Origin of the sequence: Nibrella viscosa (assembly GCF_039541875.1) — a bacterium.
Classification (GTDB): Bacteria; Bacteroidota; Bacteroidia; order Cytophagales; family Spirosomataceae; genus Nibrella; species Nibrella viscosa.
Genome location: NZ_BAABHB010000010.1, coordinates 145,083 through 160,903 on the forward strand (window position 1 = coordinate 145,083; position 15,821 = coordinate 160,903).

Here is a 15,821-nt window from a genome sequence, read left to right on the forward strand (position 1 = left end):
TTAAAACGCAATCTCTTCTTTTGGGTAGCGGTAATACAGTTGTTTACTCTGCCGGATAAACGCCACCAACAGCGTGAGCATACCTACCCGCCCCACAAACATCGTTACCATAACCATAACCTTACTGGTAAAACTCAAATCGGCCGTTATCCCCAACGATAGTCCGACGGTACTAAACGCCGAGAACACCTCGAACGCAATAAACTTTAGTCCCTTCTCGCTGTCGTTGATGGATATGACAAAGACCGCAACGCCAATAAACAACAGCGATAGCAGGATGATGGCAAACGCCCGGCGCACCGACTGGTGGGAAATCTCGGACCGGTAAAAATCGATCCGGTCTTTGCCCCGCACCACGGCCACCATGTTCAGCACGGCAATGCCGGCGGTGGTGGTTCTGATGCCCCCACCGGTTGAGCCGGGCGAAGCACCAATCCACATCAGCAGCAGGTAAAACATGACCATCGGCAGGCTCATCTGCGTCAGATCTACCGTATTGAAGCCGGCCGTGCGCGGAGTCACACTGCCAAAAAAGCTCGTTACCAGCTTACCGGTCAGGGTCGGGTGCTGGAGCAGGGTCGCCTGCTGCTCAAACAACAGGTACGCCACAAAACCAATCAGCAGCAACACCAGGCTAACCACCAGCGCCAGCCGGGAATTCAGCAGCGTCAGGCTCGGAAAATGCGCCCGACCCGGATTTCCCCGAACCCGCTGGTACAGATTCAGTCCCTTTATTTTCAGGTACCGGTACAGGTTAAACACAATCGGAAACCCCATACCCCCTAACACGATTAGAACGGCAACAAAAAACTGGAACAGGTAATTGAACCGGACCGGGAGTTCATACAGGCCATTCGTATAGATAGAGAATCCGGCATTACAGAAAGCCGACACGGCATGGAACAGCGAAAAGAAGAACTTGTCAAGATCCCGGCTAAAGAGCGCATCATCCAGCGAGATGTAAATCAGAACCGTCCCGACACCTTCAAACAGCAGCGTTACAAACACAACCTGGTACACAAATACCATGATATTGCTGATCTGTCGGCTACTCATAATGTCTTTGAAGGCAAGCTGGGTTTTCAGCGAGGCATTGCCCGCTACGGCATAGGCCAGCAGCCCGGCAAACGTCATAAAACCCAGGCCACCCAGTTGAATTAAAATCAGCAGGATGGCGTGCCCGAAGGCGGTAAACCGGGTGGCGGTATCCACCACAATCAGGCCGGTAACGCATACCGCGCTGGTAGCCGTAAAGACAGCATCAATGGTTGAGATCGGCCGGGTGGTAGCGTTGGGCAGCTTCAGCAGAAATGCCCCCAGCAAAATCAGGAGCACAAAACTGCCAACAAACAGGAGACCCGGGTTTACGGAACGGGAGTAGATGCGGTGCAGCGAATACGATACTTCGGTTACAAAGCCCAGCAGTATGCCGGCATACAGCAGCAGTTTATAAAACAGAAACCGGTTGGAATCTACATTGACCAGCACCGCTTTTGTCGGCAGCACATACAGGGTCAGCAGTAGCAGAAAAACCCAGCCTGCAATGTTGAACAGCCGGGCCCACCGGCTTTTGGGCATGAAACTTTCCAGCACCAGCCGTACGCCAATCGCTACCGATAGCAGCCCAAGAATAATTTCCAGCCAGAAATCGATGAAGAAGTGGTTGCCCCAGAACGATTTGAAACCAAACTCGTAAATAACGATGCCCACACCGATTGTGAGCAGCCCCGGCACTACAAAACTGAGTATCTCCAGAATTCTTTCATGTAGTCCTGCCAGAAAAAAGCGGGACTGCCGGCTCCGGATAAAGCCCCATCTGGCCAGTAGCTTAACTCTATTCATAAAATGGCCGGCAAAGCGCTGCTTTGTGATGAATTATTAGCCAAAGTCTACCAATTGATCCGGTTGTTGGTTAATATTACCGCGTAAATGTAATTCCTAACCCCAATTATGAAAAAAATTATTCCTTTATGCGCCGGACTGCTGCTCATGATGGCCTGCGCGGGTTCTAAACAAGGTAAACAAGGCGATGGCTGGGTACGGATCTTCGACGGAAAAACCCTGAACGGCTGGAAACTCACCGAAGAAAGTCCTTCGACATTTTCAGTGCAGGATGGAGCCATTGTGGTGTTCGGGCCGCGGGCACACCTGTTCTACGAAGGACCAGTGGGTAATCACAACTTTAAGAATTTTGAGTGGAAAGCTCAGGTGATGACTATGCCCGGTGCCAACTCCGGTATGTTTATCCATACTACTTACCAACCCTCCGGCTGGCCTAACAAAGGATACGAAATTCAGGTGAACCAGACCCATACCGACTGGCGCAAAACAGGTAGCGTGTATGCCGTACAGGATGTGCGCGATGTGTTTGTGAAAGACAACGAATGGTATACCGAACATATTATTGTGCAGGGCAAAAAGGTCACCGTTAAAGTAAACGATAAAGTGATCAATGAATTTACCGAACCGGCCGATTACAATCCTACGGGCGGTAATGCCCAGAAGAAGCTCAGCAGCGGCACCGTAGCACTTCAGGGACACGACCCTAAAAGCAAAGTACTCTACAAAGACATCATGATCCGCGTATTGCCGGATTAAACCAGCCTTGGCCTGTTTGAAGACGTTTGAGCCGGGGGGGGGAAACCCTCAGGCACCCCTAATGCTCAAACTCTTCAAACTATTCAGGTCTTGTGTAGTTGTTAGGGTAAAGCCTATTATCCGCAACAACGCTATGAAACATTTTGAAACGGTGACCGAGGCCATGGAAGACCTGAGGCAGCGGGGCTATACGTATGAATTTGTGCCGAAACAGAATCACCTGGAAGAAGTTCAGACCCATACGAAGGTGCGAAGTGAGGAGTTTAATGTCGATGAGTTTCATCGGTTTGAAGGCACCTCCGATCCCGGTGATGAAATGACCGTTTACGGCATTACCACCGCCAACGGCCTGAAGGGTGTATTTATGTCGGCGCTGGGTGCTTACGCCAATGAATTCTCCAAGGAACTGATGGATAAATTTACCATTGTTGATCGGAAAGAAGTAAACACCGACGGAGCGGTAAAACCTATTGACACAACAGCCGCCAATCAATAGTAAATTTCCTGATATACACAATACTTACCCGGAGCATGACCAATCTTCCGGGTTTTTGCGTATGTTTGCGGTCTTTAAAAAAACGGGATTGTTCTTTCGATCTGATCCGCTATGAAGCTATCAGAATTTAAATTTGACCTGCCAGAAAGTCTCATTGCTAAATATCCAACCGAACGCGGTGAATCCCGCCTGATGGTTGTCGACCGCAAGACGAAGCAGATAGAGCATAAGATGTTCGCCGATATTCTCAATTATTTTGACGACGGCGACGTAATGGTTATCAACAACACCAAGGTGTTTCCGGCCCGCCTGTACGGCAACAAAGAAAAAACCGGGGCTAAGATTGAAGTTTTCCTCCTGCGTGAGCTTAACCGCGAGATGAAACTCTGGGATGTACTGGTTGACCCGGCCCGGAAGATTCGTGTAGGGAACAAGCTGTATTTTGGCGATAGCGATCTGGTGGCAGAAGTTATTGATAACACCACCTCCCGCGGCCGTACCATCCGCTTTCTGTTCGATGGCTCCCACGAGGAGTTTATGAAAGCTATTGATGAGTTGGGCGAAACGCCCCTGCCCCGCGAGATCAAACGCCGGACGGAAGAGGCCGACCGGGACCGCTACCAAACCGTGTTTGCCGAGCATGTCGGCGCGGTAGCCGCTCCAACCGCCGGCCTGCATTTCACCAAAGCCATGATGAAGCGAATGGAAATCAAGGGCGTCCACTTTGCACCGGTTACCCTCCATGTCGGATTAGGTACCTTCCGGCAGGTTGATGTAGAAGACCTGACCAAGCATAAAACAGATTCGGAAAACTACCGGATTACCGACGATGCCGCCCGGATTGTCAATGACGCCCTGGATAATAACAAACGCGTCTGTGCCATCGGTACCACCTCGCTGAAAGCGGTTGAATCATCGGTATCGGCCAACAGCCGGCTGAAACCGGTGGAAGGCTGGACAGATAAGTTTATCTTTCCGCCCTACGAGTTCAAGATCGCCAACGCTCTGCTGACCAATTTCCACCTGCCGGAGTCGATCCTGATCATGATGACCAGTGCCTTTGGCGGCTACGATCTGGTAATGAAAGCCTACGAATCGGCCATTAAAGAAAAATACCGCTTCTTCAGCTACGGCGATGCCATGTTAATTATTTAGTCATTAGTAGATAGTCGCTAGTCAATAGTAGTTTGTCATTAGTATTTTTGCCGGGAGCCTGTCACGCTCGCTCAAATCCCTATTGACTAACGACTATTGACAAACCCCTATTGACTATTGACTAACTTCGCCATCATTGTTGCCGGGGGCAGCGGCAGCCGGATGAAATCCGACATTCCCAAACAGTTTCTGCTCCTCAGCGATAAACCGATTCTCCAACACACCCTTGAACGCTTTCTTGCGTATCAGGAAGAATCCAGGTCGTCGCTCCACATTATCGTAGTCTTGCCGGCGCGGGATATAGACACGTGGACTAGTCTCTGCGAAAAACATGACTTTTACCCGCCTGTTCAAATCACCGTTGGGGGTGCCACCCGCTTTCAGTCGGTGCTAAACGGATTACAAACGATTAAAGCTGCCGAGGGTTTGGTTGCGGTACACGATGGCGTTCGTCCCTTCATTACCACCGACCTTATTGAACGAGGCTTCTTTACGGCCGCCGAAACCGGCACCGCTGTAGCCGCCGTGGCTGCCAAAGACTCGGTCCGGGAGGTGCTGCCCGACGGCAGCAACCGGGCCTTAGACCGAAGCCGGCTCCGCCTGATCCAGACCCCCCAAACGTTCCGGCTCGACTGGATGCGTCACGCCTTTTCCCAACCCGAACAGCCCTACTACACCGACTGCGCCAGCGTTTTGGAGGCCGGCGGCTACCCCATTACCCTGATTGAGGGCAGTTACGAGAATATTAAGATTACGACGCCGGAAGATCTGAAAAAAGGGGCTTGAACCAGGCTTTTTACAGGATTAGAAGGATTTACAGGATGTTGGTTGGTCGCCTGGAGCGGAGCTACCATACAATGCCGTATTTCTGAAATCTTTTTTTTATCCTGATAATCCGTTTAATCTTGTAAAAATCCTGGTTCAAGATGCGCACCCGTCTTTCTCTTTCTGATTATGTCTCAGGCATCCTGGCCCGCGACCGGCTGGTGCTGAGCCGGGCCATCACCCTGGTAGAAAGCCGATTGGAGAGTGATCAGGCGCTGGCGCGGCAGGTGCTGGAGCAGTTGCTGCCGCATACAGGCAAGTCGGTGCGGGTGGGTATTACGGGCGTGCCGGGCGTCGGCAAAAGTACATTTATCGAAGCATTCGGGAAGCAGTTGACCAGGCAGGGCAAGCGGCTGGCGGTACTGGCAGTTGACCCAACCAGCCAACGCTCAGGGGGGAGTTTGCTGGGCGACAAAACCCGGATGGAAACCTTATCGGTTGATCCACTGGCCTATATCCGGCCCTCGCCCGCCGGTAATTCGCTGGGCGGAGTGGCGCACCGCACCCGCGAGACCATGCTGCTTTGTGAAGCGGCCGGCTTTGACGTAATTCTGGTCGAGACGGTCGGCGTGGGGCAGTCGGAGACGCTGGTACACGGCATGGTCGATTTCTTTCTGCTGCTGATGCTGGCCGGCGCCGGCGATGAACTACAAGGCATGAAACGCGGCATTATGGAACTGGCCGATGCGCTGGCCATTACCAAAGCCGACGGCGACAACCTGGCAGCCGCCAAACGGGCCAAAGCCGAATACCAGAACGCGCTCCACCTGTTTCCGCCGACGGGCACCGGCTGGTTCCCGCCGGTGATGACCTGCTCCGCCCAGACCGGAGACGGCATTGAAGCCGTATGGAACATCATTCAAGAGCATCAGACGCTTACCACCCGGAACGGTCAGCGCGACCGCCGACGGCAGGCGCAGAATATAGAGTGGCTGCACAGCTATATCCGGCAGCAACTGGAGATGCACTTCTATAACCAGCCGGGTATGCGCGAGCGGCTGGCCTCGGTGGAAGAGCAGGTTCGTACCGGCACGCTGCTGCCCATTCAGGCTGCCGAAATCCTGTTTCGGCCGGCATAGGGAAATCTTTCAGGAAAATGTCTTTTAGGTATATGGCACGAAAACTGATCCTGCTGCTGATGGGGCTGCTCACCACGGCAGCATGGGCACAAACCGATACCACGGTCGTAATCCGGGCAGTAACCGGCCTGAAGTACGACCCGCCCCGGCTGGTGATCCGGCCGGGCCGACAACTGCGGCTGATCCTGAAGAACGACGATGACATGGCCCACAACCTGGTGCTGACTAAACCCAATTCCCGGCTGCGGGTGGTTGAGTTTGCCCTGGCCCTCGGCAACAAAGGGGCTCAGCAGCACTATGTACCCACGATGGACGAAGTACTGGCCCACACCCGCATTGTGGAGCCGGGCCATGCCGATACCCTAACCATCAGGCTGACCGAAGGCGACTACCCCTTTGTCTGCACCTACCCCGGTCACGGCTACGTAATGTATGGTATGCTGTATGTCACCCGCGACTCCAAACGACTCCCCCCGCCCGACCGTGACCCCAACCTACCCAATGCCTCGCCTAACGCCCATGCTGGACATGCTGTAGCGCCTTCGCATCCCTACGACCTCAAACTACCGGCGGTGTACCGGACGTTTATGCCCGACAGCGGTCCGGCGGCTATTGCGGTTGGTTTACCGGCCCTGAATGGCGGGCCGCAGCAGTCGTATTGCTGGGATGCGGGCAGTTGCCGGCTTCGGTATGCCTGGTCGGGCGGGTTTGTCGATAATAATGAACAGTGGGAAGGCAAAGGGCAACTGCTGACCAAAGTAGTGGGTGAGATTTTCTACCGGGAAAAGACCGGCTTCCCCTGGCGCATCGGTAACATCGAAACGGCACCGGAGCCCCGCTTTCAGGGTTATCGGCTGGTAAATCGCTATCCGGAGTTCCGGTATACGATTGGAGAGCTGGAGGTCCGGGAGCTGATTCGCCCCCTCGCCGGTGGCCGGGGGCTGATCCGCCAGTTTACGGTTAGCCCATCGCGGCAAGCTCTAATCTTTTTAGTGGGTAGCCAGGATGGGATACGGTACAAAGCGTCGGCCGGGAAACTGGCCGGCAACAAGCTTACCCTCCCGCCCGGCACCCGGCAGTTTACAGTAACCATGCAAGCCCTTTAATGTTCTTTAGCTATGCGCATACCTCTTCTCCTGCTTGCTCTTTTCGCCGGCCTGTCGGCTACAGTGAGTCTGGCGCGGCCGATGGTTGCTGATACCATCACCAACTACTACGAGGTGCAGACCATACCCATGCCGGCTGGGCTGACCGCCGAGACAGGTGGGCTGGCGTTTCTGCCCGACGGGCGGCTGGTGGCCTGCTTTCACCGGGGCGAAGTCATGACCTATAATCCAACGACAAAAAGCTGGAAACTCTTTGCCGAAGGGCTGCACGACCCGCTGGGCATTCTGGTGATCAACAACCGCGAGCTGCTCATTATGCAGCGCCCCGAACTCACCCGCCTGAAAGATACCGACGGCGACGGCGTAGCGGATGTATACGAAACCGTAACCGACCAGTTTGGTATGTCGGGCAATTACCACGAGTTTGCCTTCGGGCCGGTGCGCGACAAGCAGGGTAATCTGTACATCGGCCTGAATGCAGCTTCCAGCGGGGCCGGTATCCGCGACGAACTGCGCGGCCGATACGAACCGATGGGAAGGCAGGGCCGGATGTATTCCTGCGTACCATACCGGGGCTGGATCATGCAACTGACATCCGACGGTAAACTGCTCCCCTTCGCCGGCGGCTTCCGTTCACCCAACGGACTGTTTATCGATGCCAAAGGTCGTTTGTTCGTGACCGATAACCAGGGCGACTGGCTCGGCACCAGCAAGCTGTACCACGTGGAGCAGGGCAAGTTTTACGGCCACCCGGCCAGTCTGGTCTGGCGCGAGAGCTTTCCCGCAGTGGACCCGCTGACACTCCCCCCAACTACGCTCGATAGTATGCGGGTACGGGAGATGATTACCTTTCCGCACCAGCGGATGGCGCATTCGCCCACGCAGATTGTAGCCGATAATACCGGCGGTCGCTTCGGACCGTTTGCCGGGCAGATGCTGGTGGGCGAAATGGATTTCCCCCGGCTGCTCCGGATCTTGCCCGATGAGGTAAACGGTCAGTTGCAGGGCGCTGTCATTCCGTTTTTCGACAATGCCGGTCTCCGCAAAGGCAACAACCGGCTGGCTTTTGCGCCCGACGGTAGCCTATGGCTTGGGCAGACCGACCACGGCTGGGTGGGCGATCGGGGTATTCAGCGGCTGGTGTACAAAGGTGGCACCCCGCTCGACGTCATGGCCATGCACCTTACCCCCACCGGCTTTGACCTCACCTTTACGCAGCCGCTGGATGAAGCTTCCGCCAGAGCGATAGCCAATTACCCATGCCGGCGCTTTTATTATATGTACCACGCCAGCTATGGCTCACCCGAAACAGACAGCCGGCCGGTAACGGTCACCGCCGTAACGCTGTCACCCGACCGCAAAACGGTTTCGCTGACCTTGAGTGAGCTAAAGCCGAACTATGTGTATGAGCTGATACTGGGTGACCTGCGCTCATCGGGCAAACGGATTTGCAACCGGCTGCTGTACTATACCCTGAACCAGTTGAAGCAAAAACCGCAGTGATGATAAATGCACTCACGAGTTCTTGTACCCATTCATGGAGCTATCCAGTCCGTAAATTGTAAAGCGCACAAGTAACGCAAAGTCAGGGTAGTTAGAAATCGGTATGTTAGAGCCATTAACCAGAACGCCTTTAGCCGGAGATAATCCCAATGCGGCAGACATGTCAACTAACTACAGACAACCTCAACGATACATTCACAAAAAAAGCCAACAAAGTCAAGTTCGACGTTCGAGCTAAACCGCAACAACCTCCTGCTTCGCCTTGTACCAGTCCACAAATCTCTGAATACCTTCCTCAATCCGGACAGACGGTGAATAATCGATTCGTTTACGGGCCAGGCTTACATCGGCATAGGTGCGCTCGACATCGCCTGGTTGCATGGGTTGCCAGTTGATGAGGGCGGCCTCACCCGTCGCCTGTTCTATAAAGGAGACTAGATCGCGCAGGGAAATGGGGTCGGAGCCCCCGATATTCAATACGCTATAGCCGTTCAGGTGATCAATGGCGTTTAGTATACCGTGGATAATATCATCAATGTAGGTGTAGTCGCGGGCGGTAGTACCGTCGCCGAAGAGGGTAATGGGCAGGCCGTTCAGGACGCGCTCGGTAAATTGGCTGATGGCCATTTCGGGGCGCTGACCGGGACCATACACGGTAAAGAACCGCAGGCACGAAATGTCGAACCCGTGCAGGTGATGGTAGGTATGTGCCAACAGTTCGGCTGAGCGCTTAGAGGCTGCATACGGCGACAATGGCCGATCGCAGGCATCCGATTCCGTAAAAGGTACCCGCGCATTACCATACACCGAGGAGGAAGACGCCATCACCATCCGCCGGAGGCCCGCCTGCCGCATTGCTTCCAGAACGGACAGGGTACCGTTGACGTTCACATCAAAATATAGCGAGGGGTTCTGCACCGATGGACGCACACCTGCCCGGGCTGCCAGGTGCACCACCGTATCGCAGCCATAAAGCCGGAATAACGCATCCAGCAACGTCCGGTCCCGGATATCGCCTTCGATGAACAGGTAGTTGGGGTGAGCCGAGAACTGACGGATGTTCTGCCGCTTTATCTTCGGGTCGTAATAGGTATCCAGATTATCGAGACTGATGACCGCGTGGCCCTGCTCAAGCAGTTTTTTCGTCAGATGGGACCCGATGAAACCGGCCCCGCCGGTGAGCAAAATTTTCATGATACGTGTGGTTGTGTAAAGGTAATTTGTTCCAACTATAATAGCCACCAGACAGCGATACCAGGGCTGTAATCCCATAAAACAGGAGACTAATGGCCACTGCCCCGTCGGCCGGTAAACCAACATAGCGGGCACCAGCCAGAAAGGTCAACTCCCGCGCTCCCGCTCCGCCCAGTGTCAACGGCAAAGCCGCCACCACCGAGGAGACCAGAAATATGAACTGATACGCGAAAAGGGACCCATTCGTTGCGATAGCCCGGTAAATTGCCCATACGCACAGGCATTGTACCGCCTGAACGCCAAGCGACTGTAGCATAGTCGGGTTCAGTTTAGGGGCGAAGTGGGGAAAAAACCTGTGCATTGCCCAGGCGGCAACCGGGCGAATAAAGGCTGTGGCCGTAAGCGCCAGCAGCGCCGGCACCGAAACGCCACCCAGGGTATAGGTTGGCAGCGTAAAACCAGGTAAATGTCCTGAAAAAGCCAGAGACGCCAGCAACAGGGTCAGCCAGAGAATCGGTAGCAGGCCAATAAACCGGTCGAGCAGGGTAGCGGTAATCAGCGGCTTTATCCCCACGCCGGTCAGTTGGTTCAGGTAGTACACTTTATACCCATCGCCCCCGATGCCGCCCGGCAGAAACAGGTTATAGAACATCCCCAGCCAGTATAGCCTCAGGGCAAAACCGGCCGGCAACCGCAGCCCCCCGGCCTCAAACAACATCCGGAGCCGCATGGCCGATAACACTTTAGAGGCTATAAACAGCGCCGTAGCCACCACCAGCCAACCCAGGTGCGTACGGCTCAGCACGGCCCATAGCTGCCCGGCATCCAGCTTACGAAACACCAGCCAGAATGCCAGCCCTGTAACGCCCAGTTTCAGGAAAGTTTTTACATACCCGGATAGGTTCGGCATATCAGGCAGCAACGGGTATAGATGGCCGGTATACCCGTCTTACCCTGTAAGGCTTTTTCGCCTGCGATTCGTAGTAGGTTCGCATCTGGAGTTCGGCCATGATCCCGAAGGAGATCAGCTGAATACCCGCCAGCACCAGCATCATGCCCAGAATCAGCAAGGGCTTACCCCAGATGTCCTGCCCCGCCAGCTTCAGCACCAGCAGATAGGCATTGATGCCCAGCCCAACCAGCAGCAACAACAGCCCCCAGTTGCCAAAGAAGTGCATGGGCTTGCAAAGGTACTTCTTCATAAACAGCATCAGAATCAAATCACTGACCACCTTTAGCGTCCGCCCCAGGCCGTATTTCGACTGGCCGGTCCGGCGCGGATGGTGCTGCACATCCACCTGCGAAACCCGTGCCCCCTCCAGATGAGCCAGCACGGGAATAAACCGGTGCAGTTCGCCGTAAAGACCGAGATTTTTGGCCAGATCAGCGCGGAACACCTTCAGGGCGCAGCCGTAATCTTTCAGCCGCACATCCGTAGCCCAGCGAATCAGGGCATTGGCCAGGCGGCTGGGCAGCTTGCGCAGCAAAGCACCATCCTGCCGGTTGGCCCGGATACCGGCTACCAGGTCATAATCTCCTTCTTCGGCGAGTTTGAGCATACGGGGAATATCGGCGGGGTCGTTCTGCAGATCACCGTCGAGGGTGACAATAAATTCACCCCTGGCCGCTTCTATGCCGGCGGCCAGCGCCAGGCTCTGCCCGTAATTTTTTTGTAAGTCGAGGATGACCAGACGGTCGTGCAGAATGGTACGCAGTTCGGCGAGGGTCTGGTCGGTGGAGCCGTCATTGACGTAAATCAGTTCGTAGTTGTACCCATCCAGTGCCCGGCATACCTGTTCGACCATCGGATATATATTGCCGGCTTCGTTGTAAACGCAGACAACCACAGAAACATATACATCATTCATCGTTAATTCAGTGTGGTATTGCCCCTAAAATTAGATGAAAAGTAGTAAACCTGGTTGACCGTTCAGGTAAAAAAGTGACAAGTCGCCAAAAATCCGGCATGAATCCTCTATTTTGAAAAACGAACGATTTTGGCCGGGTGTTCATCGAACAGCAGCATATCGCCTACAACCTCATACTGCTCCCCCACCAGACTGATCGAATCAGCAATATAATACGCACCCGGTAGTTTACGGTCTGTAATGCCAAGGATCTGTCCTCGCAGAGCTTCAATATGGAAGCTATTGACATCGGCAGCTCCGTCATCCCCGATTGTATTCCTGTAGCCGTACAAGGGAAGCGGCCGTCCGTTGGCATCCAGCGTCAGCCGGGCCGCCTGTTCGGAGGTCTCTTTGTACCGTTGCCGGTGCGCCAGCCGGGGCGGAATTACCAGCCAGTTGAAGCCGATGCGTACCACCAGCATGAAGACGATAAACAGCGTTAGCCGGAGTGGTGGCTGCCGGAAGTATCGGTAGGTAATCAGTCCCAGCGCGGCAAACAGCACCGATACTTTCCAGAACAGGCCGGCAATGGCCTGTGTATCCGGGAAGAACAAGGCCACCCAGGTGCCTGTTGTCACCACAACCGCAGCAAACAGCCAGACGTTTTCTACCAGCCGCCGTTGCCAGGCAGTTGCCGGGCTGCGCTCATAATAGATATACACCAGTACCGTAAACAGGGGCGGCAGCAGCATCAGCAGGTAACGGGCATAAACCTGGGGCGATGACCAATACACCACGAAGTTGACCAGAAACGTCAAGGCGTTGAACAGCACGAACCGGTTTTCGGTGAGTAGCCGCCGGATGCCCGGTCGGAACAGCAGCACAATCAGCAGCATCCAGGGCGCGTAGTAGTGCTGCATATCGAGCGGAAACGTCAGCAGGTGCAGCAGCGTCTCACCAGGGCCAAACTCCACCACCGTTCGCCGGCTGCTTTCGTAGAATAAAACCCCAAAGACATCGGTAACGGGTACAGGGTTACGCGTAAAATAAGCTATGTAATATGCGCCGGTAATCAGCCCGAAAACGGCAATACCCAGAAAATGTGCCGGATGCAACAGCCGTTTCCAGCGCCGGGTGTAGCCGAACCAGGCCAGTAGCGTCAGTCCCTGAAAGGCTACCGAGGGCAAGCCCTTCATCAGAAACCCGACGGCCGTGAGGACGTACGTAGTCACAAACAGGGCCGTGTACTTTTTCCGTTCATCAAAATGGTACACCAGCAGAAAAGCAGTGTAGGTGACCCAGGAAAAAGTAATGTCAATCAGCCCCAGCATAGAGTCGTAGAGCAGCACGCGGGTATTGGTAATCAGCATCAGCGCGGCTGCAAAAGCCATCGGCCGGGTGGCGTACCAGCGCACAAAGGCATAGACCGTGAGGGCGTACAGCAGCAGCGACACCGCCATCGGAAACCGCAGCGCAAAGGCCGAATAGGAACCGAACAGGTTGAACGAAGCAGCAATAAGCCAGTTGTACAGGGGGGGTTTGTTCAGGTACAGTTCGCCGTTCAGGGTGGGCGTCAGGTAATCGCCGGAGAGGATCATTTCAAGGGCAACCAGCGCCCGGCGCGGCTCGTCGGAGTCGGGGTCGAGCGGCAGAAAGCCCAGATTGAAAAAGAGGACCGGTATCAGCAAGGCCACCGCCAGCCATTGCCAGAACCGGGCCTGCTGCCAGAAAGCAGCCGATTTGGTGGCTACATCAGAGGAGGTAGTGTGGAAGTGCATGCTAGCGTTGGGAGATGCTCTCGCGTCTCTCTAAAATTACGGTAGTCGGCCGTTCAAACAAATCCCGGCGCTGGTGAATGACAAACAGGTTCGGATAGCGGGTAAGTTCCTCCAGGTAATCGGTCCGGGTAATTACGGTCGTTTCCGGATGAGCGAGCAACTGCCGGTGCATCTGTTCCGGCGTATCCAGCAGGGGAATGCGTCGGTTCAGATAAAAAACAAAAGCGGGGTTGAAATGCCGGTAGCCCACCACAGCCTCACGGCCCTTCAGCGTCGGCAGGGTCGCCTGCACCGGATTCTCGCGGTCTACCACCGGATACGCCAGGACGTACAGCACCCAGGCCGACCCCGTGAACGCACCCGTTACGGCCAGCAGAGCCAACTGCCGTTGCTGCTTCCGCAGGTAATACAGCATACCTGCCATGCCGAGGGGCAATAAAAAAAACAGCCCGCCTACCCAGGCGATATGCCTCAGATGCGGATCGAGGTACAACGCCAGGGCAACAGCAACGGGCAACAGCAGCATGATACCCGCCAGTACACCCAGGCTGATCCGGGTCGAAAGCGTATTTTGCCGGCCTTCTGCCGGCCGGGCCAGTTCACCGCCCAGGATAACGGCCAGAAACGGGTAGGCAGGAACCGTATAATTGGGTAGTTTGGTGCCGGAGAACATAAAAAAGCCGACGACTACGCCCGCCACTGTGAGGCAAAATAAACCAAACGGATGTCTCCGGCGCTGATGCACCACCCGCCGGATGGCCTGCGGCAGAAAAACCGAAAACGGCAGCAGGCCCACCAGCACATACAGCAGAGGCAAGCCCCAAAACCCGCCATGCCCTTCCATGGCGGCTGCATACCGGCCCAGGTTGTGTTTCAGAAAAAAGCCCTGAGTCCAGGCTCCGCCCGTTTGCTGATGTACCGCCCAGTACCAGGGTACTGTTACCAGCGCGAATAGCCCTAACCCGCTCAAGGGCCATAACCGCTGTAGTACTGACCAGGACCACTGCCGCATCAGCGTCAGAAACACCACCGCCGTCAGCAACGGCAGCAGCAGGGCCACCGGCCCTTTAGCCAGCGTACCCAGCCCCATACCCAGCCAGGCCAGGTAGGCCCAGCGGGCTTTCCCGGTAGTCAGCGCTTCATAGCCGCTCCAGAACGCCAGCGTCAGGCTGGCAATCAGATAGGGGTCGGGCACCGACATCCGAAACTGCACCGAGACATGCAGCGAAGCCAGCAGCGCCGTCACCGACCAGAGCGCAGCCAACCGACTCAGGTGCCGCTCCGCCATCCGGAACGTCATCAGCATGACCAGCGCTCCCATCAGGCCCGAACCCAGCCGGGCGGCAAAGCCATTGACCCCGAAGAGCCGATAAGCCAGCATCATAACATAGTAATGCAGGGGCGGTTTATCGGTGCGCAGCTCCCCGTTGAAGGTAGGCACAATCCAGTCCCGGCGGACGAGCATTTCGCGGGCGCACTGGGCGTTTTTGGTTTCGTCGAGCCCATAGAGCATGGTGCTGTCGTTGAAAAAAACCAGAAACACAAAACTTCCTATGAACAGGAGCACGTAGAGAAGCAGGGACATAGCGAAGCAGTCTGGGCCGAAAGATATACCCTAATCCGCAAATAACCACACCTCTTCGGTACACAGGTCGGAAGCCTTGCCTGCCAAACAAAAAGGCGGACCCAATAGCCCGCCTTCCTGCTTATCGCCAAATTGCTTACATGCGATCCATACCACGGGGCCGAGTGTTCGACATATCCTCGTCACGATCTGTGTCGGTATTCCAGTCGGCATCCTCTACACGGGTCTCACCTATGTTGGCATCCTGGTTCCGGTACGATACCCGTGGGGTGTCTTCGTCGGTCATCATCTCCTCGTCTGCCGTAGACGGCTGTCCCCACGAGGCCCGCCGTGCTTCGTCAATCTCGGCCTTGTCAGGTGCAGTTGGATTATCGTTGTCCGACAGCGAAGCTTCTGCTTCAGCATTCATGGTATCCTCCGGTACATTGGGTGTATTGGTCTCAACCCGGTTAGACATCTGCTGATCGCGAATGTCGAAATCGCTCAACTGGATTAAACCAGGAGCCATTCCCATTGTATTATGGCTACGCCGAGCCGCATGTGACTCGGTTGTTTCTTTGCGGGATTTGCTTGTTAAGCTCATAACGTTGTTGATTAATTGGTTAATTGGTTAATCGGTTGAGTTGTTAACTGGTCGAGTTGATGACTAATGAAC

The 15,821-nt window shown here is 55.1% G+C and carries 14 protein-coding genes; 7 read left to right on the forward strand and 7 right to left on the reverse strand.

Annotation, left to right across the window (positions count from 1 at the left end; all coding sequences use genetic code 11):
• Positions 1–1,842: a TrkH family potassium uptake protein gene (locus tag ABD931_RS21075; protein WP_345269922.1), complete on the reverse strand. Its 1,842-nt coding sequence runs from the start codon at positions 1,840–1,842 to the stop codon at positions 1–3.
• Positions 1,843–1,950: 108 nt separating this feature from the next.
• On the opposite strand from ABD931_RS21075, the gene ABD931_RS21080 reads away from it, so the two are divergent.
• The 7 genes from ABD931_RS21080 to ABD931_RS21110 all read left to right on the forward strand — a co-directional run bounded on the left by ABD931_RS21080 (position 1,951) and on the right by ABD931_RS21110 (position 8,762).
• Positions 1,951–2,598 carry a 3-keto-disaccharide hydrolase gene (locus ABD931_RS21080; RefSeq protein WP_345269923.1) on the forward strand — a complete coding sequence of 216 codons (648 nt, stop codon included), beginning with the start codon at positions 1,951–1,953 and terminating at the stop codon, positions 2,596–2,598.
• 133 nt (positions 2,599–2,731) lie between these two features.
• The gene (locus ABD931_RS21085; RefSeq protein WP_345269924.1) at positions 2,732–3,094 is read left to right on the forward strand and encodes a hypothetical protein; all 363 of its coding nucleotides are present in this window, start codon (positions 2,732–2,734) and stop codon (positions 3,092–3,094) included.
• A 111-nt stretch (positions 3,095–3,205) separates the two neighbouring features.
• Positions 3,206–4,249 (forward strand): tRNA preQ1(34) S-adenosylmethionine ribosyltransferase-isomerase QueA, encoded by a 1,044-nt coding sequence (queA, locus tag ABD931_RS21090; protein ID WP_345269925.1) that lies wholly within the window; start codon positions 3,206–3,208, stop codon positions 4,247–4,249.
• Between the two features lie 117 nt (positions 4,250–4,366).
• A complete protein-coding gene (locus ABD931_RS21095) occupies positions 4,367–5,035 on the forward strand; it encodes a 2-C-methyl-D-erythritol 4-phosphate cytidylyltransferase (RefSeq protein WP_345269926.1) in 669 nt (222 codons plus the stop codon).
• 140 nt (positions 5,036–5,175) lie between these two features.
• Complete coding sequence (gene meaB, locus ABD931_RS21100; protein WP_345269927.1) at positions 5,176–6,153, forward strand: methylmalonyl Co-A mutase-associated GTPase MeaB; 978 nt, start codon at positions 5,176–5,178, stop codon at positions 6,151–6,153.
• A gap of 32 nt (positions 6,154–6,185) precedes the next feature.
• Positions 6,186–7,259: a plastocyanin/azurin family copper-binding protein gene (locus ABD931_RS21105; RefSeq protein ID WP_345269929.1), complete on the forward strand. Its 1,074-nt coding sequence runs from the start codon at positions 6,186–6,188 to the stop codon at positions 7,257–7,259.
• 12 nt (positions 7,260–7,271) lie between these two features.
• Complete coding sequence (locus ABD931_RS21110; RefSeq protein ID WP_345269930.1) at positions 7,272–8,762, forward strand: PQQ-dependent sugar dehydrogenase; 1,491 nt, start codon at positions 7,272–7,274, stop codon at positions 8,760–8,762.
• A gap of 234 nt (positions 8,763–8,996) precedes the next feature.
• On the opposite strand, the gene ABD931_RS21115 is transcribed toward ABD931_RS21110, so the two are convergent.
• The 6 genes from ABD931_RS21115 to ABD931_RS21140 all read right to left on the reverse strand — a co-directional run bounded on the left by ABD931_RS21115 (position 8,997) and on the right by ABD931_RS21140 (position 15,749).
• Positions 8,997–9,956 (reverse strand): NAD-dependent epimerase/dehydratase family protein, encoded by a 960-nt coding sequence (locus tag ABD931_RS21115; protein ID WP_345269931.1) that lies wholly within the window; start codon positions 9,954–9,956, stop codon positions 8,997–8,999.
• The gene (locus ABD931_RS21120) at positions 9,892–10,866 is read right to left on the reverse strand and encodes a lysylphosphatidylglycerol synthase transmembrane domain-containing protein (protein WP_345269932.1); all 975 of its coding nucleotides are present in this window, start codon (positions 10,864–10,866) and stop codon (positions 9,892–9,894) included. The genes ABD931_RS21115 and ABD931_RS21120 overlap by 65 nt, the downstream gene beginning before the upstream one ends.
• A 1-nt stretch (position 10,867) precedes the next feature.
• Entirely contained in the window at positions 10,868–11,824 is a 957-nt protein-coding gene (locus ABD931_RS21125) for a glycosyltransferase family 2 protein (RefSeq protein WP_345269934.1), read from the reverse strand.
• 107 nt (positions 11,825–11,931) lie between these two features.
• A complete protein-coding gene (locus tag ABD931_RS21130) occupies positions 11,932–13,581 on the reverse strand; it encodes an ArnT family glycosyltransferase (protein ID WP_345269935.1) in 1,650 nt (549 codons plus the stop codon).
• 1 nt (position 13,582) lies between these two features.
• Complete coding sequence (locus ABD931_RS21135; RefSeq protein WP_345269936.1) at positions 13,583–15,166, reverse strand: ArnT family glycosyltransferase; 1,584 nt, start codon at positions 15,164–15,166, stop codon at positions 13,583–13,585.
• Positions 15,167–15,302: 136 nt separating this feature from the next.
• Entirely contained in the window at positions 15,303–15,749 is a 447-nt protein-coding gene (locus ABD931_RS21140) for a hypothetical protein (RefSeq protein WP_345269937.1), read from the reverse strand.
• Positions 15,750–15,821 lie beyond the last annotated feature (72 nt).

Coding starts and splice junctions, on each gene's coding strand:
- ABD931_RS21085 (WP_345269924.1), top strand. CDS start 2,732: ATGAAACATTTTGAAACGGTGACCGAGGCCATGGAAGACCTGAGGCAG.
- ABD931_RS21115 (WP_345269931.1), bottom strand. CDS start 9,956: ATGAAAATTTTGCTCACCGGCGGGGCCGGTTTCATCGGGTCCCATCTG.
- ABD931_RS21080 (WP_345269923.1), top strand. CDS start 1,951: ATGAAAAAAATTATTCCTTTATGCGCCGGACTGCTGCTCATGATGGCC.
- ABD931_RS21110 (WP_345269930.1), top strand. CDS start 7,272: ATGCGCATACCTCTTCTCCTGCTTGCTCTTTTCGCCGGCCTGTCGGCT.
- ABD931_RS21140 (WP_345269937.1), bottom strand. CDS start 15,749: ATGAGCTTAACAAGCAAATCCCGCAAAGAAACAACCGAGTCACATGCG.
- ABD931_RS21120 (WP_345269932.1), bottom strand. CDS start 10,866: ATGCCGAACCTATCCGGGTATGTAAAAACTTTCCTGAAACTGGGCGTT.
- ABD931_RS21135 (WP_345269936.1), bottom strand. CDS start 15,166: ATGTCCCTGCTTCTCTACGTGCTCCTGTTCATAGGAAGTTTTGTGTTT.
- ABD931_RS21130 (WP_345269935.1), bottom strand. CDS start 13,581: ATGCACTTCCACACTACCTCCTCTGATGTAGCCACCAAATCGGCTGCT.
- queA (WP_345269925.1), top strand. CDS start 3,206: ATGAAGCTATCAGAATTTAAATTTGACCTGCCAGAAAGTCTCATTGCT.
- ABD931_RS21075 (WP_345269922.1), bottom strand. CDS start 1,842: ATGAATAGAGTTAAGCTACTGGCCAGATGGGGCTTTATCCGGAGCCGG.
- meaB (WP_345269927.1), top strand. CDS start 5,176: ATGCGCACCCGTCTTTCTCTTTCTGATTATGTCTCAGGCATCCTGGCC.
- ABD931_RS21105 (WP_345269929.1), top strand. CDS start 6,186: ATGGCACGAAAACTGATCCTGCTGCTGATGGGGCTGCTCACCACGGCA.
- ABD931_RS21125 (WP_345269934.1), bottom strand. CDS start 11,824: ATGAATGATGTATATGTTTCTGTGGTTGTCTGCGTTTACAACGAAGCC.